Consider the following 24,328-nt stretch of genomic DNA (forward strand, 5'->3'; position numbering starts at 1 on the left):
CGACCGCCCGATCGACGGGCACGGCACTACGGAAGCGGGCCGGTACGTGGAGAGCCACAGCGGAATCACCGTGCAGCGGGCGCTGGAGCTGCCCGGGCTGCGCGCCGGACTCCCCGAAGTGGTGGCCGGCGCCGACCGGCTGAACCGTACGGTGCGCTGGGTGCACGCGGGCGAGGTCCCGAACATCGCCTCCCTCCTCAAGGGCGGTGAGCTGCTCCTGACGACCGGCCTGGGCCTGGGCGCCCGCCCCGCCGAACAGCGCGCCTTCGTCCGCCGTCTCGCCGACCGGTCCATCGCCGCCCTGGTGGTGGAGCTGGGCCCGCGCTTCGGCCGGCTGCCCGCCTCCATCGTGGACGCCGCCCGCGCGGCCGGTCTTCCGCTGGTCCAGCTGCACCGCGAGGTGCCGTTCGTCGCGGTGACCGAGGAGGTGCACACCGAGATCGTCAACGGGCACTACGCGCTGCTCCAGCAGGCGGAGGAGGTGCACCGGCGCGCCACCCGGGCGCTGCTCGACGGGGGCGGGGTGCCCCAGGTCCTCGGGATCCTCGCCGACTTCACCGCCAACCCGGTCTTCCTGGAGACGCCCGACGGCCGGCTCCTGTACGCGGCGTCCACCGGGACCGGCCCGGTGGGCGCGGACCCGCTCCAGGTCTGGGAGGGCATGCGCGGCGACCGGGCGGCCAGGGAGAGCCCGCCGGCCGGTGCGGTGCTGGTGGACGTGGACGGCGGCGGGCCCGAGACCGGTGCGGTACGGGCCCGGCTGGTGCTGCTCGCGGTGGCCGGGCCGCTGGCGGCCGTGCACCGGATGGCGGTGGAGCGCGCGGCGGGGCTGCTCGCCGTCGTGCTGATGCAGGCCCGGCAGGAGGAGGAGCTGGCGGCCCGGGGCCGGGGCGACTTCCTCACCGACCTCGCGGAGGGCCGGATCGCCCCGGAGGACGCCCCCGCCCAGGCCCGGGTGCTCGGCTTCCGGCCCGGCGGCACTTCGCTGCTCCCGGTGGTGATGCGGCTGGCCCCCGAGCTGTCCCCGTCGGGCAACTGGGCGGTGCTGGCCCGTGCGGTCCTGGAGGAGCTGGCCTCGGTCGGGGTACCGGTGCTGCTCGGTGTACGGCCCGTGGAGGGGCGGGTTCCGCTGCTGATCGGGCTGCGCTCGGAGGGCGAGCGCACCGCGGTCGCGGACCGGCTGGCGGTGGCGCTGCGGGCAGGGGTGGAGCGGGCGGGCCTCGACCGCGCCGGATCGCGGCCGCCGGTGGTCGTGGTGGGCGTCGCGGGCGGCTGGGCCGCCGCGGGCGCGGGGCTGCGGCACGCGTCGGAGACGGCGACGGCCGCGCAGGGCCTGGACGACCGGCCCTGGTACGACGCCCGGCGCCTCGACATCGACCTGCTGCTGTGGCGGCTGCGGGACCATCCGGACCTGGCGGCGTTCGTGAACCGGGCGATCGGTCCGCTGCGCGAGCACGACCGCACCTCGCGCCCGCCGCTGCTCCCGACGCTCCAGGCGTATCTGGAGCACGCGGGCCGCAAGGCGGAGACCGCCCGTGAGCTGCACCTCAACCGTCAGACGCTCTACAACCGCCTCGCCCGGATCGGCGAACTGCTGGGCACGGACCTGGACGACCCGCAGACGGTGCTGGCGCTGAGCCTGGCGCTGCGGGCCCGCCGTCACACGTCCTGAGAGCCTGAGAGCAGGCCCTGGAGCCCGCCTCCTCAGCGCCCCCGTCCCGTCGCCAGCGGCTGCGCCAACTCGTCGTAGACGCTGAGCACATGGGCGATCGTGTCATCCTCGGTGGGCCAGCCCTTCGCCTGCGCCCGACCGGCCTCGGCCAGCCGGGCGCGCTCCACCGGGTTCCCGAGCAGCCTCACGACCGTGCCGGCGAGGGCCTCGGCGTTGCCGTAGGGCACCAGTGCGGCGGCCTCGCCGACCAGTTCGGGGACGCCGCCGACCGCGGTGGCGACGAGCGGCACCCCTGCGCGCAGCGCCTCCTGCGCCAGCGGGGGGCGGCCCTCCCACCGGCTCGGCAGCACGGCCAGATCGGCGGCGGCGAGCAACTCCCCCACGCCGCCGCGGCATCCGATGAGGACCACAGGCAACTCCTCGTCCGTGATCCGCCGTTGCAGAGCGTCCCGGTCGCGCCCCTCGCCCGCGATGACGACCAGCGGCGCGGGGTCCAGACGCCGCCAGACGCGGGCCGCGTCCAGCAGGAAGCCGAAGCCGTGATGCGGTACGAGGCTGCCGACGGCCATCAGCAACGGCCGCCCCACCGCGCCCAGTTCGGCCCGCATCTTGTCCGCGTCGCCGGCACCGGCCGGGCGCGGGAGCGGGACGGTGACGGGGGCGAGCCGGGCGTCGCGGGCGCCCCGCGCGCGGGCCCGGTCCACCAGATCGGACGAGGGGGCGAGGACCACGGCCGCCGCCCGTGCGGCGCGCCTTTCCAGCAGGTGCAGGATCTGACGGCGGGCGCCTTCCGCGTACCGCCGCGTGTGCCAGGTCATCACCAGGGGCACGGCGCGGCCGCTCAGCGCGAGGGCCGTACGGGCGGCCGCGTGGAGCCCATGGGCGTGGACGACGTCCGCACCCGCGCAGGCGGCCCGCAGCGCGGCGACGGCGGCCGGATCGCTGCGCCGGGGCACCGGCAGGAACCGGGCCCCGGTCGCCGTGAAGTCGTGGGCGCGGTCCACCGCGGAAGGGGCGCAGACGGTCACCCGCACCCCGCGCGCCACCAGCCCTGCGGTCAGCGAACCGACGTGCGCGCTACTGCCCGCACTCCCGCCGCCCAGGACGTGGACCGTATGCAGTTGTGACACGTTGATTGGCTCCCCGGGGCTCCGGAGTCGGCGGACGAAGTGACGTACAGCGCCCAGGATGCCAGCCCGTACGCACGTGCTGGGACCGCCGTAACGTTGCTGCCGCGCTCATGGCGACAACCGACCACGCGGCACCACCCTCACGGGTGAATATCAGGGCGCGAGGTTGTCGAGAGGCGCCCGCCGGACGCACGTACGGGCGGGAGGACGCCCCCCCGCCCGCATCCGTGCGGCCGCCACGAGCGGCTATTCGGCGCGCGCCGTGGCCAGCAGCTCCTCGGCGTGGGCGCGGGCGGTCTCGGAGTCCTCCTGCCCCGCCAGCATCCGGGACAGCTCCCGGACCCGGTCCTCGCCCTCCAGGACGGTGACACCGCTGCGGGTCACCGAGCCGTCCACGGTCTTCTCGACCAGCAGCTGCCGGTCGGCGAAGGCCGCCACCTGCGGCAGATGGGTCACGACCACCACCTGCGCGGACCGGGCGAGCTTGGCGAGACGCCGGCCGACCTCGACCGCCGCCTTGCCACCGACACCCGCGTCCACCTCGTCGAAGAGATACGTCGGTACGGGGTCCGAACCCGCGAAGACGACCTCGACCGCCAGCATCACCCGGGACAGCTCACCGCCCGAAGCGCCCTTGGCGATCGGCCGGGGCTGGGCGCCCGGGTGCGGGGCGAGCAGCAGCTCGACCTCGTCCGCGCCGGAGGGTCCGTAGAGGACGCTGCGCCCGCCGATGTCGATGCCGGACGCCTCGTCCGGCGCCTCGGTCTGCCGGATGGCGAACGAGACCCGGGCGTGCGGCATGGCGAGCGAGGCCAGCTCGTCCGTCACCGCCTCGGCGAACCGGGCGGCCGCCTCCGTCCGCGCATCGGTCAACGCCTGCCCGAGCACGGAGAGTTCGGCCCGCAGCCCGTCGCGCTCCGCGGTCAGTTCGCCGATGCGCTCGTCGTCGCCCTCCAGTTCGGTGAGCCGGTCGGCGCCCTCCTGGGCCCAGGCGAGCACGGCCGTGATGTCCGTGCCGTACTTCCGGGTCAGGGCGGTCAGCGCGGCCCGGCGCTCCTCCACGGCGGCCAGCCGCAGCGGGTCGGCCTCCAGCTGGTCGGCATACCCGGCCAGCTCGCCGGAGACGTCGGCGATCAGGATGGCGATCTCCCCGATCCGGTCGGCCAGCGCGGCCAGCGCCGGATCGTGGGCCCGGACCCCGTCCAGGGCCTGCCCGGCGGCGGCGACCACGGTGGTGGCGTCGACGCTCTCCGGATCCTCCGGGTTCCCCGCCAGCGCGGTGTGCGCGAGGGAGGCCGCGGAGGCGAGGGCCTCGGCGTGCCCGAGCCGCTCCGCCTCGGCGGCCAGCTCGACGTCCTCGCCCGGCAACGGCTCGACGGCGGCGACCTCGTTCAGGCCGAAGCGCAGCAGATCCGCCTCCTGGGCCCGCTCCCGGGCCCGGGTGGTCAGCTCCTCCAAGGTCGCGGCGACGGTCCGCAGCCGCCGGTAGGCCTCCGTGTACGCGGCGTGCGGGACCGCCACACCGTCCCCGGCGTACCGGTCGAGCGCCCCCCGCTGCCGGGCGGGCTTGAGCAGACCCTGCTGGTCGGTCTGGCCGTGCACGGCGACGAGTTCGTCCGCCAGCTCGGTCAGCACCCCCACCGGCACGGATCTGCCGCCGAGATGGGCCCGTGAGCGCCCTTCCGCCGAAACCGTACGGCTGATGAGCAGCGCGCCGTCGTCGAGTTCCGCCCCGGCCTCCTCGGCCCGCAGCGCCGCCGCGTCGCCCTCGGACACCGTGATCCTGCCCTCGACGACCGCGGCCTTGGCCCCGACCCGTACGAGAGCGGGGTCCGCGCGCCCGCCGAGCAGCAACCCGAGGCTCGTGACGACCATGGTCTTGCCCGCGCCGGTCTCACCCGTGACCGCGGTGAAACCGGGTGACAGCTCCACCACCGCGTCGTCGATGACTCCGAGCGACCGTATCCGCATCTCCTCCAACACGGACATGACCTTACGAGGTCCCGGGCCGCACGCGCGACGGCCCCCGCTCCGGGATTCACTCTCCCGAGGGTCGCGGGGGCCGTGGGGGCGTCCTCGGGGCCGTCAGTGGGGCGCGCCCCGCCAGCCCGAGACGGGCAGCGCGAACTTCGCCACCAGCCGGTCGGTGAACGAGGCCTGGTGCAGCCGCGCCAGCCGTACGGGCACCGCACCGCGCCGCACCTCGACCCGCGCCCCGGCGGGCAGCTCCACGGTCCGCCGCCCGTCGCACCACAGCACCCCGTGCGGGGTGTGCGGCTGGACCTCGACCGCGAGCACGGACGTGGGCGAGGTCACCAGCGGCTTGGCGAACAGCGCGTGGGCGCTGATCGGGACCATCAGCAGCGCCTCGACCTCGGGCCAGACGACGGGCCCGCCCGCCGAGAAGGCGTACGCGGTCGATCCGGTCGGGGTCGCGCAGACGATCCCGTCGCAGCCGAACCCGGTGACCGGCCGGCCGTCGATCTCCAGGACCACTTCGAGCATCCGCTCGGGCGACACCTTCTGCACGGCCGCCTCGTTGAGCGCCCAGTCGGTGTGCACGACATCGCCGTTGCTGCGCACGACGACATCGATCGTCATCCGCTCCTCGACCTCGTAGTCGCGGGTGACGACCCGGGAGACCACCTTGTCGAGGTCGTCGCGCTCGGCCTCGGCGAGGAAGCCGACGCGTCCGAGGTTGACGCCGAGCATCGGCACCCCGGAGGCGCGGGAGAACTCCGCGCCGCGCAAAAGGGTGCCGTCACCGCCGAGGACGATCAGCAGTTCGCAGCCGTCCACGGCGGAGGGGCTGGTGTCGGTGACCGTCTCCACGGTGTCCGGCAGCGGCAGATCGGCCGCCTCGGCCGCCGAGACCCGTACACCGAGCCCGTTGCGCAGCAGCCCCTGCACCACAAGCTCCGCGCTGCGGATCGCGGCCGGCCGGCCGGTGTGCGCCAAAAGGAAGACTGTTCGTGCCGCATTCGTCGTCAACGAGGCCCCTCCGCCACTGCACGGTCGACATCCGCGGGATCCAGCTCAGGTGCGCCGGCCCGCAGCCACAGAAAGTACTCGACGTTCCCCGACGGGCCGGGCAGCGGACTGGCCGTCACCCCCCGTACGCCGAGGCCGAGCCCCCAGGCCCGGCGCGCCACTTCGCGCACGGCTTCGGCGCGCAGCTCCGGGCTCCGCACCACCCCGCCGCTGCCGAGCCGCTCCTTGCCCACCTCGAACTGCGGCTTGACCATGAGGACCAGGTCCGCGTCGGGCCCGGCGCAGCGGGCGAGGGCGGGCAGTACGAGGCCCAGCGGGATGAAGGACAGATCACCCACCACCAGGTCCACCGCCTCCCCGTCGATGGCCTCCAAGGTCAGCTCACGCACGTTGGTACGGTCCTTGACGACGACCCGTTCATCGGACTGCAGCGACCACGCGAGCTGCCCGTAGCCGACGTCGACGGCGACGACCTGCCGGGCCCCGGCCCGCAGCAGCACGTCGGTGAAGCCGCCGGTCGACGCCCCGGCGTCCAGCGCCCGCCGCCCCTGAACGGTCAGGCCGAGCGGCACGAACGCGGCGAGCGCCCCGGCCAGCTTGTGGCCGCCGCGCGAGACGTAGTCCGGGTCGCCGTCGTCCTTGGTGACGACGATCGCGGCGGCCGTCTCGACCTGGGTGGCGGGTTTGGTCGCGGTGGTGCGGCCTACGGTGACGCGCCCCGCGGCGATCAGCTGGCTCGCGTGCTCGCGCGAGCGGGCGAGCTTGCGGCGTACCAGCTCGGCGTCGAGGCGGCGACGTGCCACTCCTGCCACGTTCGGTTCAGCTCCTGTTGTCGTGATGCGTGTCGTGGGGCTTGTTGTGCTGCGTGTCGTGAGGCTTGTTGTGCGGTCGGGGCGACGGCGTGGCCGTGGGTGTGGGACCCGGTGCGGCGGCCGGACGGGCGTCCAGCGAGGTCAGCTCCGATCGCAGCCCACGGTGTACATCCTCGTACACCTCGATGTGCCCGTCCGCCGGGAGGTGGTCCGCATCGGCCAGACGCTCCAGCCGGGCGTCCACCGCTCCATGGCCGGTGGGGGTGCGCACAACCCCCAGGGGCGCGGGTTCGGCAGGCTCGAAGGAGGGCACGTGGAGGGCCGGCTCCCCGGCTCCGGGCACGTCCGCCGCCGGGCGGTCCACCGCCGGGTCCGGCTCGTCGGGCGTGCTCACGGGCGGGGTCCCCGCCTCCGGCGTCCAGTCGCTCATGCCGGAACGCTACATCGACGGGCCGGTGTACCGTCGAGCACGATGGCGACCATGGCTGAGTGCCGCAGCGCACTGAGAAGACTTTCCGACAACCTCGCGGCCACCGAGGGCGACGTGCGCGGCGCCGCTGCCCTCGACCGCTCGCTGAGCTGTCACATCAAGGACCTCGACATCACCTTCACCGGACGGCTGGCCGGAGGCCGGATCCAGGTGCGGGACACGGTCGAGGGGCCGCCCCGGGACAAGGCCGAGATCCGGCTCGCGATGACGGGCGACGACCTGGTGGCGCTGGTGGACGGCGACCTGAACTTCGCGAAGGCGTGGGGCTCGGGCCGTGTACGCCTGGAGGCGGGCTTCCGGGACATGCTGAAGCTGAGATCATTGCTGTAGATCACGCTGCAGGTCACGGCTGCAAGTCACGGCTGCAGGCCGCACACGCACGGACGGGCGGGCGGCCGGGTTCCGAGCCCGTCCGGCGGTTGAGGACAAGGCGTCCACCGGGGCGCACCCCGCACCCACCGCCGTACTCACGGTCCACCCCCTTACGCGGCGGCGGCCTTCCGCGTCTTACGGGCGGCCGGCACGACCAGCGGCGTCCCGGTCTCGGGGTCGTCGATCACCTGGCACCGCATCCCGAACACCCGCTCCACCAGCGCCGCGTCGACCACCTCCGAAGGCGGTCCCTCCGCGATGACGTTCCCGTCCCGCATCGCGATGAGATGCGTGGCGTACCGCGCGGCGTGGTTCAGATCGTGGAGCACCGCGACCAGCGTGCGGTCCTGCGTCTCGTGCAGCTCCGCGCACAGGTCGAGGACATCGATCTGGTGCTGGATGTCGAGGTACGTCGTCGGCTCGTCGAGCAGCAGCAGCGGCGTCTGCTGGGCCAGCGCCATGGCGATCCAGACCCGTTGACGCTGGCCGCCGGAGAGTTCGTCGACATAGCGGTCGGCCAGCTCGGCGACGCCGGTGGACTCCATGGACGCCTCGACGACCCGCTCGTCCTCCGGCGACCACTGCCGCAGCAGCCCCTGGTGGGGGTACCGGCCGCGGGCGACGAGGTCGGCCACGGTGATCCCGTCGGGGGCTATGGAGGACTGCGGCAGCAGCCCCAGCGTCCGGGCGACCTTCTTCGCGGGCAGCTGGTGGATGGTCTGCCCGTCCAGCAGCACCTGCCCCCGGCTCGGCTTCAGCATCCGGGCGAGAGCGCGCAGCAGGGTCGACTTGCCACAGGCGTTGGGGCCGACGATCACGGTGAAGGAGTTGTCGGGAATCTCCACCGAGAGGTTCTCGGTGATGACCCGCTGGTCGTAGCCGAGGGTCACCGATTCCGCGGTGAGGCGCTGCATGGTCGTACTCCCGGAGTCGGTGAGGTGGAGCGGCACGGCGCGGGGCACGGGCGGACCACCGCGTCGGCATCAGGTTAGGTTAACCTACCCTGCTCCTGATGCCACTGGTCCCGGCCGCCGCCCCACGTCCTCAACGCCTACGCGGGCCAAGGACGTCGGACGACGCCGGGGACCGGTTGAAGGATCGCCGCCCCCGGGGACCGGTTCGCCGGCAATGCCCGGCACCGGTCCATCGGCGATGCCCGGCACCGGTTCGTCGACCGACTCCGGGGAACCGGTTCAGAGCCCGAGCCCGGCGAGGGCCTTCCCCGTCTCCAGCCCGCACACACCCGGACCCGCGGAGGTCCAGGCCGCCGCGCAGAGCGCCCGCAGCCCGTCGAGCGCATGGCCCTCACCCTCCAGCACCAGCTCGCCCCCGCGCGCGGCAGCTGTCCAGCCCCCGCACCGGTACGCCTCACCGGCCGGCGTCACTTCAGGCTGCCCGGTCAGCAGCCCCCGCAGATCCCGGTCCACATAGGTCGGCCGGTGCTGCGGCGGAGCCGCCAGCAACTGCGCCGCGTCGGTCACCCCGGTCAGCACCAGCAGCGAGTCCACGCCCCCGTTGAACGCGCCCTCGATGTCCGTGTCCAGTCGGTCCCCGACGACGATCGGCCGCTTCGCCCCGGTCCGCAGCACGGTCTCGCGGTGCATCGGGGGCAACGGCTTCCCCGCCACCTGCGGCTCGGCCCCGGTGGCGATCCGTACGACCTCGACCGCGGCCCCGTTGCCGGGCGCGATGCCCCGGGCACCCGGGATGGTCAGGTCGGTGTTGGACGCGAACCACGGCAGCCCGCGCCGGATCGCGTAGCTCGCCTCGGCGAACCGCCCCCACGCCATGTCCGGCCCGCCGTATCCCTGCGCCACCGCCGCCGGGTCGTCGTCCGCCGACTCCACCGGCACCAGCCCGCGCTCGCGCAACGCGACCCTCAGCCCCTCGCCGCCGATCGCCAGCACCCGTGCTCCGGGCGGCAGCTGATCGGCGACCAGCCGGGCGACGGCCTGTGCGGAGGTGATCACGTCGGAGGGTTCGGCGGGCACCCCGAGCTCCGTCAGGTGCTCCGCCACCGCGTCCGGCGTCCGCAGCGCGTTGTTGGTGACGTACGCGAGGTGCATGCCCCCGGCCCGCGCCTCGGCCAGCGATTCCACGGCGTGACCGATGGCTTCCCCACCCGCGTAAACGACCCCGTCGAGGTCGAGGAGAGCCGTGTCGTACGCCTCGCTCAGCGCCGCGCTGCTCCCCGACGGCCGGTGCCTGTCCTGCTGATGGCTCATTTGACTCGCTCCTCTTCCGGGCTTCCGCCCCGAACACCACGTATGCCCGCTCCACACATACGATGCTCTGATGAACACTTCAGGTCTCGTCGACCAGGGGCTGCGGCTTTCCCCGTTCCGCGGACTGCGATACGTCCCCGAGCGGGTCGGCAGCCTCGCCGCCGTGACCTCGCCCCCGTACGACGTGGTCGTCCGGCCCGACGGGCTGCACCACCTGGAGTCCGCGGACCCGCACAACATCGTGCGTCTCATCCTCCCCCAGGCCGAGACGGCCCGGGACCGGCACCAACAGGCGGCCAGCACGCTGGACCGCTGGCTGGCCGAGGGCGTCATCGCCCCGGACCCGGCCCCGGTGCTGTACGTCTACGAGCAGCGGAACGACGAGATCCTCCAGCGGGGCCTGATCGGCACCCTGGCCCTCTCCCCCGCCGCCGACGGCATCGTGCTGCCCCACGAGGACGTCATGGACGACGTCGTCGCGGACCGCGCGGAGCTGATGCGTACGACGGGGGCCCATCTGGAGCCGCTGCTCCTGACCTACCGCGGTGGGACGGGCGCGCCGACCGGGGCGGCAGCGGTGATCGAGCGCGCGGTCCTGCGGGAGCCGCTGCTCGCCACCACGACGGAGGACGGCTTCCGGCACCGTCTCTGGGCCGTGACGGACCCCGCCGAACGGAGCGAGATTCAGACAGACCTCGCCCGGCACCAGGCGCTCATCGCGGACGGCCACCACCGCTGGGCCACCTATCTCCGGCTCCAGCGGGAACAGACGGCGCCTGGGCCGTGGGACCGCGGCCTCGTCCTCCTCGTCGACACCGCCCGCCACCCGCTCCGGGTTCGCGCCATCCACCGGCTGCTGCGCGGGCTGCCGGTCTCCCGGGCCCTGAAGGCGCTGACCGGTCTCTTCCGCGTCCGGCCGGTCGAGGGGCCGCTCCCCCGGGCCCTCGACGCGCTGGCCGAAGCGGCGGACGGGGGCAACGCGTTCCTGCTCGCCGGCGACGGCCGCTTCCACCTGGTGGACCGCCCCGACCCGGCCCTGCTGGCCCGCACCGTTCGCGCGGACCGCCCCGACGCCTGGCGCACCCTGGACGCGACGGTCCTGCACTCCGCGCTGCTCGACGACGTGTGGCAGATCCCCGACGCGCCGGAGCACATCGGCTACATCCACGACACCGCGGCAGCCGTCGAACAGGCGGAACGCCTCGACGCCACGGCGGTCCTGATGCATCCCGTACGCGAAGAGGTCGTCCGGGACCTGGCCCGGCAGGGCGTCACCATGCCCCGCAAATCCACGTCGTTCGGCCCGAAGCCGGCTACGGGCCTGGTCATGCGGAGTCTCGCCCTCGACTGATCCGCAGACCGGCGGGCGGGCACGGAACGCGTAGAGGGGCGGCACTCCGACCGGAGTGCCGCCCCTCTACGCATCAGCTGTTAAGCCTTGACCGAACCGTCCGCGGACCCGTCCTGCTCGTCGTCCTCATCGTCCTCGTCCTGCTCGTCATCGTGGTCGGCGTCAGCACGCGCGCCGTCCTCGGCGTCGCGGCCTTCGTGCGGGTCCTCGGCACGAGGCGCGACCTCGTCGGCCGCGTCCGCCTCGGCCGTCTCGTCGTCCCCGAGGACGTCGACGAACTCCACGCCGTCGAGAGCCGCGAGCCGATCCGACGCGTCGGTGGAACCGTCCTTGTCGGCCTCCAGCGCCTTCCCGAACCACTCCCGCGCCTCGTCCTCGCGCCCCGCCTCCAGCAAGGCGTCCGCGTACGCGTAACGAAGTCGCGGCGTCCACGGCTGCACGGAGTGGGACGCGAGCTCGGGGCCCTGCAGCGTCACGATGGCGGCGTCGATCTGACCCATGTCACGACGTGCCCCAGCGGCCACCAGCCGCATCTCGACCTGTCCGGCCTTGTCCAGCTTCTGCACCTCGGGCTCGCCGGCCATGGCCATCGCCCGCTCGGGCCGTCCGAGCCCTCGCTCGCAGTCCGCCATGACGGGCCACAGGTCCACGGACCCGGTCATCCGCCGGGCCGCGCGGAACTCGGCGAGCGCCTCGGCGTACTTCTGCGTCGCGTACGCCGCGAACCCGGCCGCCTCGCGCACGGCCGCAACGCGGGACGCGAGCCGCAGGGCGATACGGGCGTACGCGTACGCCTCATCGGGGTCCTCGTCGATCAGCCGGGCCACCATGACGAGGTTGCGCGCGACGTCCTCGGCAAGGGTCTTCGGCAGGCTCATGAGCTCCTGGCGTACGTCCTTGTCGATCTCGTCGCCCGTGACGTCGTCCGGAATCGGCAGCCGCTTGATCGGCTCCCGGTCCCGGTCCCGGTCATCACGCCCCCGGAAGCCCCCGCGGTCGCGATCGTCGCGCTGGCCGCCCCGGTATCCGCCACGGTCCCTGTCGCCGCCCCGGTTGTCGTCGCGGCGGAAGCCGCCGCCGGAGGGGCGGTCGTCGTCGCGGCGGGGGCCACGGGGGCGGTCGTCGCGGCGCTCGAAGCCACCGCCCGGACGGCCACCACAGTCATCACGCTGCTGACCACCCCGGTACCCACCCCGGTCGTCCTCACGACGAGGCCCACGATCACGGTCCCCACCACGGCTGTCATCCCGCCGGAAACCCCCACCGGAAGACCGACTGTCATCGCGACGGAACCCACCACCGGACCCACCGCCCCGGTTGTCATCGCGGCGGAAGCCACCACCGGAAGGCCGGTTGTCATCGCGGCGGAAGCCGCCGCCGGAGGGGCGGTCGTCGTCGCGGCGGGGGCCACGGGGGCGGTCGTCGCGGCGCTCGAAGCCACCGCCCGGACGGCCACCACGGTCATCACGCTGCTGACCACCCCGGTACCCACCACGGTCGTCCTCACGACGAGGCCCACGATCACGGTCCCCACCACGATGGTCATCGCGACGGAACCCACCACCAGAGCCACCGCCCCGGTTGTCATCACGACGGAAGCCACCGCCGGAAGGCCGGTCGTCGTCACGACGAGGGCCGCGAGGGCGGTCGTCGCGGCGCTCGAAACCACCACCACGATTGTCGTCGCGACGGAACCCACCACCGGACCCACCGCCCCGGTTGTCATCGCGACGGTATCCGCCGCCGGAGGGGCGGTCGTCGTCGCGGCGGGGGCCACGGGGGCGGTCGTCGCGGCGCTCGAAGCCACCGCCCGGACGGCCACCGCGGTCATCACGCTGCTGACCACCCCGGTACCCACCCCGGTCGTCCTCACGACGAGGCCCACGATCACGGTCCCCACCACGGCTGTCATCCCGCCGGAAACCCCCACCGGAAGACCGACTGTCATCGCGACGGAACCCACCACCGGAAGGCCGGTCACCGTCACGACGCGGGCCCGGGCCGCGGTCCCGGTCGTCACGGCGGAAGCCGCCGCCGGTGCCGGCGCCGGAAGGCCTGTTGTCGTCGCGGCGGAAGCCGCCACGGTCGTTGTCGCGTCGAGGTGCGCCGGAACCGGACCGGTCGTCACGACCACCGCGGTAACCGCCCCTGTCACCGCCGTCCCGGCGACGCGGCTCGCGCTCCGGACGATCGTCGGGAGAGTTGGTGGACATGGGTGTGACTCCTGTCATCGGGTACCACAGACATTCTCGCGCAGCCGACCAGTCGACGCGCTTCGGGAAAAACAAAAGGACCCCTGGTCCCAGCGTGAACGCTGGGACCAGGGGTCCTGGAAAGATTGTTCGGCGGCGTCCTACTCTCCCACAGGGTCCCCCCTGCAGTACCATCGGCGCTGAAAGGCTTAGCTTCCGGGTTCGGAATGTAACCGGGCGTTTCCCTAACGCAATGACCACCGAAACCCTATCGGGTTCTAGCGAACAAGCACACTTTTCAATTAAGTAGTGAAGCTGTTCAACCGGTGCGATAACTGTTCGCAACCCGGGAACAACACAGTGGACGCGAGCAACTGAGGACAAGCCCTCGGCCTATTAGTACCAGTCAGCTCCACCCGTTACCGGGCTTCCACATCTGGCCTATCAACCCAGTCGTCTACTGGGAGCCTTAACCCTTCAAGAGGGTGGGAATACTCATCTCGAAGCAGGCTTCCCGCTTAGATGCTTTCAGCGGTTATCCTTTCCGAACGTAGCCAACCAGCCATGCCCTTGGCAGGACAACTGGCACACCAGAGGTTCGTCCGTCCCGGTCCTCTCGTACTAGGGACAGCCCTTCTCAATATTCCTACGCGCGCAGCGGATAGGGACCGAACTGTCTCACGACGTTCTAAACCCAGCTCGCGTACCGCTTTAATGGGCGAACAGCCCAACCCTTGGGACCGACTCCAGCCCCAGGATGCGACGAGCCGACATCGAGGTGCCAAACCATCCCGTCGATATGGACTCTTGGGGAAGATCAGCCTGTTATCCCCGGGGTACCTTTTATCCGTTGAGCGACAGCGCTTCCACAAGCCACTGCCGGATCACTAGTCCCGACTTTCGTCCCTGCTCGACCCGTCGGTCTCACAGTCAAGCTCCCTTGTGCACTTACACTCAACACCTGATTGCCAACCAGGCTGAGGGAACCTTTGGGCGCCTCCGTTACTCTTTAGGAGGCAACCGCCCCAGTTAAACTACCCATCAGACACTGTCCCTGATCCGGATCACGGACCCAGGTTAGACATCCAGCACGACCAGAGTGGTATTTCAACGACGACTCCACAACCACTGGCGTGGCCGCTTCACAGTCTCCCACCTATCCTACACAAGCCGAACCGAACACCAATATCAAACTATAGTAAAGGTCCCGGGGTCTTTCCGTCCTGCTGCGCGAAACGAGCATCTTTACTCGTAGTGCAATTTCACCGGGCCTATGGTTGAGACAGTCGAGAAGTCGTTACGCCATTCGTGCAGGTCGGAACTTACCCGACAAGGAATTTCGCTACCTTAGGATGGTTATAGTTACCACCGCCGTTTACTGGCGCTTAAGTTCTCAGCTTCGCCGCTCCGAAAAGCAGCTAACCGGTCCCCTTAACGTTCCAGCACCGGGCAGGCGTCAGTCCGTATACATCGCCTTACGGCTTCGCACGGACCTGTGTTTTTAGTAAACAGTCGCTTCTCGCTGGTCTCTGCGGCCACCCCCAGCTCAAGCAGCAAGTGCTATCACCAGTGATGGCCCCCCTTCTCCCGAAGTTACGGGGGCATTTTGCCGAGTTCCTTAACCATAGTTCACCCGAACGCCTCGGTATTCTCTACCTGACCACCTGAGTCGGTTTAGGGTACGGGCCGCCATGAAACTCGCTAGAGGCTTTTCTCGACAGCATAGGATCATCCACTTCACCACAATCGGCTCGGCATCAGGTCTCACCCTTAACGTGTGACGGATTTACCTACCACACGGGCTACACCCTTACCCCGGGACAACCACCGCCCGGGCTGGACTACCTTCCTGCGTCACCCCATCGCTTACCTACTACAAGTCTGGTTCATCGGCTCCACCACTACCCTCAACTCCGAAGAGATCGGGCCGGCTTCACGGACTTAGCATCGCCTGATTCAGTACTGGGCGTTTCAAAGCGGGTACCGGAATATCAACCGGTTGTCCATCGACTACGCCTGTCGGCCTCGCCTTAGGTCCCGACTTACCCTGGGCAGATCAGCTTGACCCAGGAACCCTTAGTCAATCGGCGCACACGTTTCTCACGTGTGTATCGCTACTCATGCCTGCATTCTCACTCGTGAACCGTCCACAACTCGCTTCCGCGGCTGCTTCACCCGGCACACGACGCTCCCCTACCCATCCATACGGGCGTTGACCCTATGTGTATGAATGACACGACTTCGGCGGTACGCTTGAGCCCCGCTACATTGTCGGCGCGGAATCACTTGACCAGTGAGCTATTACGCACTCTTTCAAGGGTGGCTGCTTCTAAGCCAACCTCCTGGTTGTCTCTGCGACTCCACATCCTTTCCCACTTAGCGTACGCTTAGGGGCCTTAGTCGATGCTCTGGGCTGTTTCCCTCTCGACCATGGAGCTTATCCCCCACAGTCTCACTGCCGTGCTCTCACTTACCGGCATTCGGAGTTTGGCTAAGGTCAGTAACCCGGTAGGGCCCATCGCCTATCCAGTGCTCTACCTCCGGCAAGAAACACACGACGCTGCACCTAAATGCATTTCGGGGAGAACCAGCTATCACGGAGTTTGATTGGCCTTTCACCCCTAACCACAGGTCATCCCCCAGGTTTTCAACCCTGGTGGGTTCGGTCCTCCACGAAGTCTTACCTCCGCTTCAACCTGCCCATGGCTAGATCACTCCGCTTCGGGTCTAGAGCGTGCAACTCAAACGCCCTGTTCGGACTCGCTTTCGCTACGGCTTCCCCACACGGGTTAACCTCGCTACACACCGCTAACTCGCAGGCTCATTCTTCAAAAGGCACGCAGTCACGACTGACAGCACAAGTGCTGCCAGCGACGCTCCCACGGCTTGTAGGCACACGGTTTCAGGTACTATTTCACTCCGCTCCCGCGGTACTTTTCACCATTCCCTCACGGTACTATCCGCTATCGGTCACCAGGGAATATTTAGGCTTAGCGGGTGGTCCCGCCAGATTCACACGGGATTTCTCGGGCCCCGTGCTACTTGGGTGTCTCTCAAACGAGCCGTTGATGTTTCAGCTACGGGGGTCTTACCCTCTACGCCGGACCTTTCGCATGTCCTTCGCCTACACCAACGGTTTCTGACTCGTCTCACAGCCGGCAGACTATGAAAGAGAGATCCCACAACCCCGCATGCGCAACCCCTGCCGGGTATCACACGCATACGGTTTGGCCTCATCCAGTTTCGCTCGCCACTACTCCCGGAATCACGGTTGTTTTCTCTTCCTGAGGGTACTGAGATGTTTCACTTCCCCTCGTTCCCTCCACACTGCCTATGTGTTCAGCAGCGGGTGACAGCCCATGACGACTGCCGGGTTTCCCCATTCGGAAACCCCCGGATCAAAGCTTGGTTGACAGCTCCCCGGGGACTATCGTGGCCTCCCACGTCCTTCATCGGTTCCTGGTGCCAAGGCATCCACCGTGCGCCCTTAAAAACTTGGCCACAGATGCTCGCGTCCACTGTGCAGTTCTCAAGCAACGACCAGCCACCCATCACCCCACCCTTGCGGATGAGTTCACTGGGGCCGGCGTCGAAGGCAGCCTTATCGGCCGTACCTTCAGACACCCAACAGCGCGCCCAGTACCCGGAATTCATTCGGTCCGCTTTCCACGCTCCGAAGAGCAGTACTCGCGTCCCGGCTGAACTACCAGGTACTGAATAGTCAACGTTCCACCCATGAGCTGACCACCGTCGAACATTTGCCGACGTAGTGGCTCTGGATTCCTTGCGGAATCTAGATGCTCCTTAGAAAGGAGGTGATCCAGCCGCACCTTCCGGTACGGCTACCTTGTTACGACTTCGTCCCAATCGCCAGTCCCACCTTCGACAGCTCCCTCCCACAAGGGGTTGGGCCACCGGCTTCGGGTGTTACCGACTTTCGTGACGTGACGGGCGGTGTGTACAAGGCCCGGGAACGTATTCACCGCAGCAATGCTGATCTGCGATTACTAGCAACTCCGACTTCATGGGGTCGAGTTGCAGACCCCAATCCGAACTGAGACCGGCTTTTTGAGATTCGCTCCGCCTCGCGGCATCGCAGCTCATTGTACCGGCCATTGTAGCACGTGTGCAGCCCAAGACATAAGGGGCATGATGACTTGACGTCGTCCCCACCTTCCTCCGAGTTGACCCCGGCAGTCTCCTGTGAGTCCCCATCACCCCGAAGGGCATGCTGGCAACACAGAACAAGGGTTGCGCTCGTTGCGGGACTTAACCCAACATCTCACGACACGAGCTGACGACAGCCATGCACCACCTGTATACCGACCACAAGGGGGGCACCATCTCTGATGCTTTCCGGTATATGTCAAGCCTTGGTAAGGTTCTTCGCGTTGCGTCGAATTAAGCCACATGCTCCGCTGCTTGTGCGGGCCCCCGTCAATTCCTTTGAGTTTTAGCCTTGCGGCCGTACTCCCCAGGCGGGGAACTTAATGCGTTAGCTGCGGCACCGACGACGTGGAATGTCGCCAACACCTAGTTCCCAACGTTTACGGCGTGGACTACCAGGGTATCTAATCCTGTTCGCTCCCCACGCTTTCGCTCCTCAGCGTCAGTAATGGCCCAGAGATCCGCCTTCGCCACCGGTGTTCCTCCTGATATCTGCGCATTTCACCGCTACACCAGGAATTCCGATCTCCCCTACCACACTCTAGCTAGCCCGTATCGAATGCAGACCCGGGGTTAAGCCCCGGGCTTTCACATCCGACGTGACAAGCCGCCTACGAGCTCTTTACGCCCAATAATTCCGGACAACGCTTGCGCCCTACGTATTACCGCGGCTGCTGGCACGTAGTTAGCCGGCGCTTCTTCTGCAGGTACCGTCACTTTCGCTTCTTCCCTGCTGAAAGAGGTTTACAACCCGAAGGCCGTCATCCCTCACGCGGCGTCGCTGCATCAGGCTTTCGCCCATTGTGCAATATTCCCCACTGCTGCCTCCCGTAGGAGTCTGGGCCGTGTCTCAGTCCCAGTGTGGCCGGTCGCCCTCTCAGGCCGGCTACCCGTCGTCGCCTTGGTAGGCCATTACCCCACCAACAAGCTGATAGGCCGCGGGCTCATCCTTCACCGCCGGAGCTTTTAACCCCGTCCCATGCGGGACAGAGTGTTATCCGGTATTAGACCCCGTTTCCAGGGCTTGTCCCAGAGTGAAGGGCAGATTGCCCACGTGTTACTCACCCGTTCGCCACTAATCCACCCCGAAGGGCTTCATCGTTCGACTTGCATGTGTTAAGCACGCCGCCAGCGTTCGTCCTGAGCCAGGATCAAACTCTCCGTGAATGTTTACCCGTAATCGGGTGCACACATCACGAGAGCGGAACAACCGGTCGGAATAAGACCCGTTGTTCTCAGCGTCCTCGCTGTGTTCTTGCCTGCCGCCACCCACAAACGGGGCGGAACGACAGGGCTTTCAAAGGAACCACCAACCTGCCGTAGCAGGCCGGGGTATCAACATATCTGGCGTTGACTTTTGGCACGCTGTTGAGTTCTCAAGGAACGGACGCTTCCTTCGGTCCCGTATCACCGGGCCCTCCGGGCGCTTCCCTTCGTTTACTGCTTTGTCTTGCTGTCTTGCGTTTCCGACTCTATCAGACTCTTTCGTGTCCGATTCCCGGTCGAAGCGGGCCTTGCGTTTCGCATCTCGCCTTCCGGTTCCTCGCTTTCGCGTTTTCCCTTTCGGCGAGTCCGACTTTACCAGACTCTTTTTCGTTCCGTTTCCGGTCCGAATTCGATTTCTGGTGGCCTGTCGAGCGGCCTTGCCTTTCGGCGTGTTCACTACGTTAGCCGATTCCCTTGGCAAACTCATAATCGAGTCGATAGGGCGAATACGGGCATGCCGAGTTCGCACCCGCCAGGGTGAGTCGTAGGTAGTGGTGTGGCCACTTCGGGTGGCTCGGTCCGGTCCGATGGACTGTTCCGAGAGCTGTACCCGCGTCAAGTGGCTCGGACTACATTAGGCGTCTGCCGAGGGTGCGTCAAGTCGCGCCTTGTCCCTCGACCGGCGGCGCGGTGCGTGGGCTCGGTACGGGCTCACCGTGGGGTCTCCCTCGATCCAGAAGCGCCACGGCTGGTGGGCGCCGTCGCCGCCCACCCCTGTGCGGGGGCCGCTGCGTACGAGTGCGCGCGGCGGCGGAGTGCCGTGCAGTACGGACAGGGCCGGGGCGGGGCCGCCGAAGAGGTCGCTGCCGTCCAGCGCGCGGTCGACGTCGAGGGCGGTGGCGAGGCGGGCCGGGCCCTTGGCCAGTTCCTTGTCATGGCGGGCCGAGGCGCGGCGGTCGCGGGCCAGGCCGGCGCCGACGTTGATCTCGCCCGCCCGGAGCAGGACTCCGCTCGCATGGCCTTCCGGACCGCAGACCAGGTTGAGGCAGTGCCACATCCCGTAAGTGAAGTAGACGTACGTGTGGCCGGGCGGGCCGAACATCACGCTGTTGCGCGCCGTGCGGCCCCGGAAGGCGTGCGATCCGGGGTCGGCCTCGCCCGCGTACGCCTCCACCTCGGTCAGGCGCAGCTCGATCGTGCCCGCCGGGCCGCGGCGGACGAGCGTACGGCCCAGGAGGTCGGGGGCGACTTCCAGTACGGAGCGGTCGAAGAACTCTCGTGTCAGCGGGGTGCGGTCCGGGCTCTTGGTCATGGCGACCGAGGGTACTGGGAACGCGCGGACGGGAACCGGCTACCGTCGTGGCGCGTATGTAGGGGTCAGTACCAAGAAGGAGTGACTATGGGCTTCAAGCGGCTGCTCGCGAGCATGGGTGCCGGCGGTGCCTCGGTGGAGACCGAGCTCACCGAGGTGAACGTCGTCCCCGGTGGGGTCGTGCAGGGTGAGGTGCGGATCCAGGGCGGTTCGGTCGCCCAGCAGATCGAGGGGCTCTCCGTGGGCCTCCAGGCGCGGGTCGAGGTCGAGAGCGGGGACCAGGAGACCAAGCAGGACATCGAGTTCACCAAGCTGAGCCTCGGGGGCGCCTTCGAGGTCCAGGCGGGCGCGGTGCACGTGGTCCCGTTCGGTCTGGAGATCCCGTGGGAGACGCCGATCACCATGTTCGGCGGCCAGCAGCTGCACGGGATGGACATCGGGGTGACCACCGAGCTGGAGATCGCCCGCGCGCTGGACTCCGGTGACCTGGACCCGATCAACGTGCATCCGCTGCCGGCGCAGGAGGCCATCCTGAACGCCTTCGGTCAGCTGGGCTTCGGCTTCCGCAGCGCGGACATGGAGCGCGGTCACATCCGCGGTACGCGTCAGCGGCTGCCGTTCTACCAGGAGATCGAGTTCGTCCCGCCGACGCAGTACCGCGGGCTGAACCAGGTCGAGCTGACGTTCGTCGCCGACGACCGCGAGATGGACGTCATCCTGGAGATGGACAAGAAGCCGGGGCTGTTCAGCGAGGGCAGCGACTCCTACCGCGCGTTCAAGGTGGGGCTGCACGACTACCAGCAGACCGACTGGGCGGCGTACCTCAACCAGTGGCTCGCCCAGGTCGGCGGACAGCGGAACTGGCTGTAGAGGGCGGTACGCCCCCTAAGGGCTGTCCCGCAATTCGCGGTGGATAAGCGCGCGGCGTCAGATGCGGTGCATCGCAAGGCGGAGGGACGTCCGCATACTGGATGTATGTGGACGTTCCGACAACGCGGCGAGGTGCCGTAGCTGTCGTCGCGCGCCCGCCGGGAATTGCGGGACAGCCCTTAGGGTCGGGGAAGAAGGCAGACGAACCGATCAGGAGAGGTGCGAGACGTGACCGAGCCGAAGAGGGCCCCGCTGCCGCACGACTTCCATCCGGAGGTTCCGGCGTTCACCGTGGTGAGCGACGACCTGGCGCCGGGGGCCGTGCTGGGCGATGCCCAGGTGCTTGCGGGCGGGAACACTTCGCCGCAGCTGCGGTGGGAGGGTTTCCCCGAGGGGACCAAGAGTTTCGCCGTGACGTGTTTCGACCCGGACGCCCCGACGGGCAGCGGGTTCTGGCACTGGGTGCTCTTCGATGTCCCGGCCTCGGTGACGGAGCTTCCGGCCGGTGCGGGCAGCGGAAAGTTCGAGGGGCTGCCCGAGGGTGCCGTCCAGGCCCGTAACGACTACGGCTCCAAGGACTTCGGGGGCGCGGCGCCACCGCCCGGGGAGAACCACCGCTATGTGTTCACCGTGTACGCGGTGGACACCGAGAAGCTCGGAATCGACAGCGACGCGTCTCCCGCCGTGGCCGGATTCAATCTCCGGTTCCACACGCTGGGGCGTGCTCAGCTGATCGGTGAGTACACGGCTCCCGTCGGCGATTAGTTCGTCCGCTGTTTGCCCTGCTCTGGTCTTGGAGAGATCAGAGCAGGGCATTTTTTATTGCGTTGTCCATCGCGGCCTGCCCAGCCAGAGTTGATCCGGGCCTGCCAGGGGGCGGGCGGCACACGGGAGGTGGGCAGGATGCGGGACACGCTGGTTCTCAACGCGAGCTTCGAGCCGCTGTCGACGGTGACGCTCAACCGTGCGGTGGTCCTGATCCTGACGGACAAGGCCGTCGTCGAGCAGTCGCATCCCGAGCTCCGTATGCGTGGTGCCGCCGTGGACATTCCGGCACCCCGGGTGATCCGGCTCTGCCGGTACGTACGGGTGCCGTTCCGAAGACAGGCCCCGTGGTCCAGAAGGGGCGTGCTGATACGGGACCAGCACCGGTGCGCGTACTGCGGGCGGCGGGCGTCCACCGTCGACCATGTGGTGCCGCGTGCCCAGGGCGGGCAGGACACCTGGCTGAACACGGTGGCCTCCTGTGCCGAGGACAACCACCGCAAGGCCGCCCGGACGCCGGAGCAGGCGGGGATGCCGCTGCTGAAGCAGCCGTTCGTCCCCTCCCCCGCCGAGGCGATGCTGCTGGCGATGGGGGCCGACGACCGCTCGGCGCTGCCCGGGTGGCTGGGCCGGGCAGCGGCGGCGTAGGGCGCCGGAGTGATCGTCCGACGCGGCTGCGGGAGGCCGTGGCGTAGTCGGCGTACGTCGGGTGGTGTATCCATGGGCCCGTCCCTGTGAGGGGGCGGGCCCGCGTACGTCAGCGGAGCAGCAGCTGGACGATGGCCACCGTGCCGACGGCGACGATGAGGGCGCGCAGGACGGTGGGGCTCAGGCGGCGGCCGATCTTGGCGCCTATCTGGCCGCCGATGGCCGAGCCGACCGCGATGAGGACGACGGCGGTCCAGTCGAAGTGGGCCATGAAGAGGAAGAACAGCGCGGCGATGGTGTTGACCACGGCCGCCAGGACGTTCTTGACGGCGTTGAGGCGCTGCATCGTGTCGTCGAGCAGCATGCCCATCAACGAGAGGTAGATGATCCCCTGGGCGGCGGTGAAGTAGCCGCCGTAGACGCTGGCGAGCATCAGGCCGGTGAACAGGAGCGGGCCGCCGTCGGTGCGGGGCGGGACGCCGGTGTGTTCGCGGCGGCGCTGGACGGCTTTGCTGATGCGTGGTTGCAGGATCACCAGGACGAGGGCCAGGGCGACCAGGACCGGGACGATCGTCTCGAAGGCGGTGGAGGGCAGGGCGAGGAGCAGGGTCGCCCCGCAGAGGCCGCCGATCGCCGCGCCGACGCTCAGTTTGAGGATGCGTCGGCGTTGTCCGGCGAGTTCCTTGCGGTAGCCGATGGCCCCGCTGATGGAGCCGGGGATGAGACCGAGCGCGTTGGACACGGTCGCGGTGACCGGGGGGAGGCCGGTGGCGAGGAGGACGGGGAAGGTGATCAGGGTGCCCGAGCCGACGATCGTGTTGATCGTGCCCGCTCCGACGCCGGCCGCGAAGACGGCGAGTATTTCCCAGATGGACAAGGCCATCTCCTTCGGTGGTCAGTGACGCCTCCCCGCCATGAAGGTCGAGGGGCCTCACTGATCATGCACGAAAGGGCTTTCGGGTCAGGAGACCGGGGGTTCCTCGCGTCGTTCCACCGCCGGGGCGGGGATGGAGCCGTGGCCGTTGCCGCCGCCCCCGTTGTCGCCGTTCCCGTTTCCGTTGCCGCCGGTGTTGAAGCCGGGCATGCCGCCGCCGAGGTTCCCGAAGGCTCCGCTGAGTCCCTTGAGGGCGTCGCCGATCTCGCTGGGCACGATCCAGAGCTTGTTGGCGTCTCCCTCGGCGATCTTCGGGAGCATCTGGAGGTACTGGTACGAGAGGAGCTTCTGGTCCGGGTCTCCGGCGTGGATGGCCTCGAAGACGGTGCGGACGGCCTGGGCTTCGCCTTCGGCGCGCAGGGCTGCTGCCTTGGCCTCGCCTTCGGCCCGCAGGATCGCGGACTGCTTCTCGCCCTCGGCGGTGAGGATCTGGGACTGCCTGATGCCCTCGGCGGTGAGGATCGCGGCACGCTTGTCGCGGTCGGCGCGCATCTGCTTCTCCATCGAGTCCTGGATGGAGGTCGGCGGTTCGATGGCCTTGAGCTCGACGCGGTTGACGCGGATGCCCCACTTGCCGGTCGCTTCGTCGAGGACTCCGCGCAGGGCCGCGTTGATCTCCTCGCGGGAGGTGAGGGTCCGCTCCAGGTCCATGCCGCCGATGATGTTGCGGAGGGTGGTGACGGTGAGCTGCTCGATCGCCTGGATGTAGCTGGCGACCTCGTAGGTCGCGGCGCGGGCGTCGGTGACCTGGTAGTAGATGACGGTGTCGATGTTGACGACCAGGTTGTCCTGGGTGATCACCGGCTGCGGCGGGAAGGGCACCACCTGTTCACGGAGGTCGATCCGGTTGCGGATCGAGTCGATGAACGGGACGACGATGTTCAGGCCCGCGTTCAGGGTGCGGGTGTAGCGGCCGAACCGCTCCACGATGGCGGCACTGGCCTGTGGGATGACCTGAATCGTCTTGATCAGGGCGATGAAGACGAGCACCACCAGAATGATCAGAACGATGATGATCGAGTTCATGGTGTCTCTCGTGCCCTTCGGTTGGCCGGTGGATCGCGGTGATCGGGGTCGGTGCTCATGTGCGGCCCTCGGTCCGTGCGTTGCGGGCCGGTCCGGGTTCGCCTGGTGATCGACATGATCGACTTCGAGTCTGGCAGATCTGGGCCCGCCATGTGCACGCTTCGG

Annotated in this window: 18 protein-coding genes and 3 rRNA genes; 6 read left to right on the forward strand and 15 right to left on the reverse strand. The window is 68.8% G+C overall.

Annotation, left to right across the window (positions count from 1 at the left end; all coding sequences use genetic code 11):
• The first annotated feature begins 46 nt into the window (after positions 1-46).
• Entirely contained in the window at positions 47-1,672 is a 1,626-nt protein-coding gene (locus PSQ21_RS05570) for a PucR family transcriptional regulator (RefSeq protein WP_274029288.1), read from the forward strand.
• Between the two features lie 32 nt (positions 1,673-1,704).
• On the opposite strand, the gene PSQ21_RS05575 is transcribed toward PSQ21_RS05570, so the two are convergent.
• The 5 genes from PSQ21_RS05575 to PSQ21_RS05595 all read right to left on the reverse strand — a co-directional run bounded on the left by PSQ21_RS05575 (position 1,705) and on the right by PSQ21_RS05595 (position 7,035).
• Positions 1,705-2,802 carry a glycosyltransferase family 4 protein gene (locus PSQ21_RS05575; RefSeq protein WP_274029289.1) on the reverse strand — a complete coding sequence of 366 codons (1,098 nt, stop codon included), beginning with the start codon at positions 2,800-2,802 and terminating at the stop codon, positions 1,705-1,707.
• Between the two features lie 246 nt (positions 2,803-3,048).
• Positions 3,049-4,791, reverse strand: a complete 1,743-nt coding sequence (recN, locus tag PSQ21_RS05580; protein WP_274029290.1) for a DNA repair protein RecN — start codon at positions 4,789-4,791, stop codon at positions 3,049-3,051.
• A 96-nt stretch (positions 4,792-4,887) separates the two neighbouring features.
• Complete coding sequence (locus tag PSQ21_RS05585; protein WP_274029291.1) at positions 4,888-5,793, reverse strand: NAD kinase; 906 nt, start codon at positions 5,791-5,793, stop codon at positions 4,888-4,890.
• Complete coding sequence (locus tag PSQ21_RS05590) at positions 5,790-6,605, reverse strand: TlyA family RNA methyltransferase (protein ID WP_032792126.1); 816 nt, start codon at positions 6,603-6,605, stop codon at positions 5,790-5,792. The genes PSQ21_RS05585 and PSQ21_RS05590 overlap by 4 nt, the downstream gene beginning before the upstream one ends.
• A gap of 7 nt (positions 6,606-6,612) precedes the next feature.
• On the reverse strand, positions 6,613-7,035 hold the full coding sequence (locus PSQ21_RS05595; RefSeq protein WP_274029292.1) for a hypothetical protein: 423 nt from the start codon (positions 7,033-7,035) through the stop codon (positions 6,613-6,615).
• 42 nt (positions 7,036-7,077) lie between these two features.
• Between PSQ21_RS05595 and PSQ21_RS05600 the strand changes: the two genes are divergently transcribed.
• The gene (locus tag PSQ21_RS05600) at positions 7,078-7,425 is read left to right on the forward strand and encodes an SCP2 sterol-binding domain-containing protein (RefSeq protein WP_274029293.1); all 348 of its coding nucleotides are present in this window, start codon (positions 7,078-7,080) and stop codon (positions 7,423-7,425) included.
• 152 nt (positions 7,426-7,577) lie between these two features.
• Here the strand turns inward: PSQ21_RS05600 and PSQ21_RS05605 are convergent, their stop codons facing one another.
• On the reverse strand, positions 7,578-8,381 hold the full coding sequence (locus PSQ21_RS05605; RefSeq protein ID WP_274029294.1) for an ABC transporter ATP-binding protein: 804 nt from the start codon (positions 8,379-8,381) through the stop codon (positions 7,578-7,580).
• Between the two features lie 279 nt (positions 8,382-8,660).
• Positions 8,661-9,692 carry an HAD-IIA family hydrolase gene (locus PSQ21_RS05610; RefSeq protein ID WP_274029295.1) on the reverse strand — a complete coding sequence of 344 codons (1,032 nt, stop codon included), beginning with the start codon at positions 9,690-9,692 and terminating at the stop codon, positions 8,661-8,663.
• A 70-nt stretch (positions 9,693-9,762) separates the two neighbouring features.
• On the opposite strand from PSQ21_RS05610, the gene PSQ21_RS05615 reads away from it, so the two are divergent.
• Complete coding sequence (locus PSQ21_RS05615) at positions 9,763-11,043, forward strand: DUF1015 domain-containing protein (RefSeq protein ID WP_274029296.1); 1,281 nt, start codon at positions 9,763-9,765, stop codon at positions 11,041-11,043.
• A gap of 80 nt (positions 11,044-11,123) precedes the next feature.
• Here the strand turns inward: PSQ21_RS05615 and PSQ21_RS05620 are convergent, their stop codons facing one another.
• The 6 genes from PSQ21_RS05620 to PSQ21_RS05645 all read right to left on the reverse strand — a co-directional run bounded on the left by PSQ21_RS05620 (position 11,124) and on the right by PSQ21_RS05645 (position 19,920).
• Positions 11,124-11,921, reverse strand: coding sequence for a tetratricopeptide repeat protein (locus tag PSQ21_RS05620; protein WP_274035653.1), 798 nt, complete (start codon positions 11,919-11,921; stop codon positions 11,124-11,126).
• The gene (locus tag PSQ21_RS37815) at positions 11,918-13,063 is read right to left on the reverse strand and encodes a hypothetical protein (protein ID WP_337961667.1); all 1,146 of its coding nucleotides are present in this window, start codon (positions 13,061-13,063) and stop codon (positions 11,918-11,920) included. The genes PSQ21_RS05620 and PSQ21_RS37815 overlap by 4 nt, the downstream gene beginning before the upstream one ends.
• Positions 13,064-13,383: 320 nt before the next feature.
• Positions 13,384-13,500 (reverse strand): 5S ribosomal RNA (gene rrf / locus PSQ21_RS05630).
• Positions 13,501-13,611: 111 nt separating this feature from the next.
• Positions 13,612-16,736, reverse strand: a 23S ribosomal RNA gene (locus tag PSQ21_RS05635).
• 307 nt (positions 16,737-17,043) lie between these two features.
• Positions 17,044-18,569, reverse strand: a 16S ribosomal RNA gene (locus PSQ21_RS05640).
• Together the 16S, 23S and 5S rRNA genes form the textbook arrangement of a ribosomal RNA operon.
• A 673-nt stretch (positions 18,570-19,242) precedes the next feature.
• Positions 19,243-19,920 (reverse strand): DNA-3-methyladenine glycosylase, encoded by a 678-nt coding sequence (locus PSQ21_RS05645; RefSeq protein ID WP_274029297.1) that lies wholly within the window; start codon positions 19,918-19,920, stop codon positions 19,243-19,245.
• An 87-nt stretch (positions 19,921-20,007) separates the two neighbouring features.
• Between PSQ21_RS05645 and PSQ21_RS05650 the strand changes: the two genes are divergently transcribed.
• The 3 genes from PSQ21_RS05650 to PSQ21_RS05660 all read left to right on the forward strand — a co-directional run bounded on the left by PSQ21_RS05650 (position 20,008) and on the right by PSQ21_RS05660 (position 22,203).
• Entirely contained in the window at positions 20,008-20,790 is a 783-nt protein-coding gene (locus PSQ21_RS05650; RefSeq protein ID WP_274029298.1) for a sporulation protein, read from the forward strand.
• 228 nt (positions 20,791-21,018) lie between these two features.
• On the forward strand, positions 21,019-21,555 hold the full coding sequence (locus PSQ21_RS05655; protein ID WP_274029299.1) for a YbhB/YbcL family Raf kinase inhibitor-like protein: 537 nt from the start codon (positions 21,019-21,021) through the stop codon (positions 21,553-21,555).
• A gap of 138 nt (positions 21,556-21,693) precedes the next feature.
• A complete protein-coding gene (locus tag PSQ21_RS05660) occupies positions 21,694-22,203 on the forward strand; it encodes an HNH endonuclease (RefSeq protein WP_274029300.1) in 510 nt (169 codons plus the stop codon).
• A gap of 109 nt (positions 22,204-22,312) precedes the next feature.
• Here PSQ21_RS05660 and PSQ21_RS05665 read toward each other — a convergent pair whose 3' ends face one another.
• Positions 22,313-23,086: a sulfite exporter TauE/SafE family protein gene (locus tag PSQ21_RS05665; protein ID WP_274029301.1), complete on the reverse strand. Its 774-nt coding sequence runs from the start codon at positions 23,084-23,086 to the stop codon at positions 22,313-22,315.
• Positions 23,087-23,164: 78 nt separating this feature from the next.
• A complete protein-coding gene (locus tag PSQ21_RS05670) occupies positions 23,165-24,163 on the reverse strand; it encodes an SPFH domain-containing protein (RefSeq protein ID WP_274029302.1) in 999 nt (332 codons plus the stop codon).
• Positions 24,164-24,328: the final 165 nt, after the last annotated feature.

This window comes from Streptomyces sp. MMBL 11-1 (assembly GCF_028622875.1).
In the GTDB taxonomy this organism is placed as follows: Bacteria; Actinomycetota; Actinomycetes; order Streptomycetales; family Streptomycetaceae; genus Streptomyces.

Coding starts and splice junctions, on each gene's coding strand:
- recN (WP_274029290.1), bottom strand. CDS start 4,791: ATGTCCGTGTTGGAGGAGATGCGGATACGGTCGCTCGGAGTCATCGAC.
- PSQ21_RS05595 (WP_274029292.1), bottom strand. CDS start 7,035: ATGAGCGACTGGACGCCGGAGGCGGGGACCCCGCCCGTGAGCACGCCC.
- PSQ21_RS05600 (WP_274029293.1), top strand. CDS start 7,078: ATGGCGACCATGGCTGAGTGCCGCAGCGCACTGAGAAGACTTTCCGAC.
- PSQ21_RS05605 (WP_274029294.1), bottom strand. CDS start 8,381: ATGCAGCGCCTCACCGCGGAATCGGTGACCCTCGGCTACGACCAGCGG.
- PSQ21_RS05610 (WP_274029295.1), bottom strand. CDS start 9,692: ATGAGCCATCAGCAGGACAGGCACCGGCCGTCGGGGAGCAGCGCGGCG.
- PSQ21_RS05615 (WP_274029296.1), top strand. CDS start 9,763: ATGAACACTTCAGGTCTCGTCGACCAGGGGCTGCGGCTTTCCCCGTTC.
- PSQ21_RS05620 (WP_274035653.1), bottom strand. CDS start 11,921: ATGAGCCTGCCGAAGACCCTTGCCGAGGACGTCGCGCGCAACCTCGTC.
- PSQ21_RS05645 (WP_274029297.1), bottom strand. CDS start 19,920: ATGACCAAGAGCCCGGACCGCACCCCGCTGACACGAGAGTTCTTCGAC.
- PSQ21_RS05650 (WP_274029298.1), top strand. CDS start 20,008: ATGGGCTTCAAGCGGCTGCTCGCGAGCATGGGTGCCGGCGGTGCCTCG.
- PSQ21_RS05660 (WP_274029300.1), top strand. CDS start 21,694: ATGCGGGACACGCTGGTTCTCAACGCGAGCTTCGAGCCGCTGTCGACG.
- PSQ21_RS05665 (WP_274029301.1), bottom strand. CDS start 23,086: ATGGCCTTGTCCATCTGGGAAATACTCGCCGTCTTCGCGGCCGGCGTC.
- PSQ21_RS05670 (WP_274029302.1), bottom strand. CDS start 24,163: ATGAACTCGATCATCATCGTTCTGATCATTCTGGTGGTGCTCGTCTTC.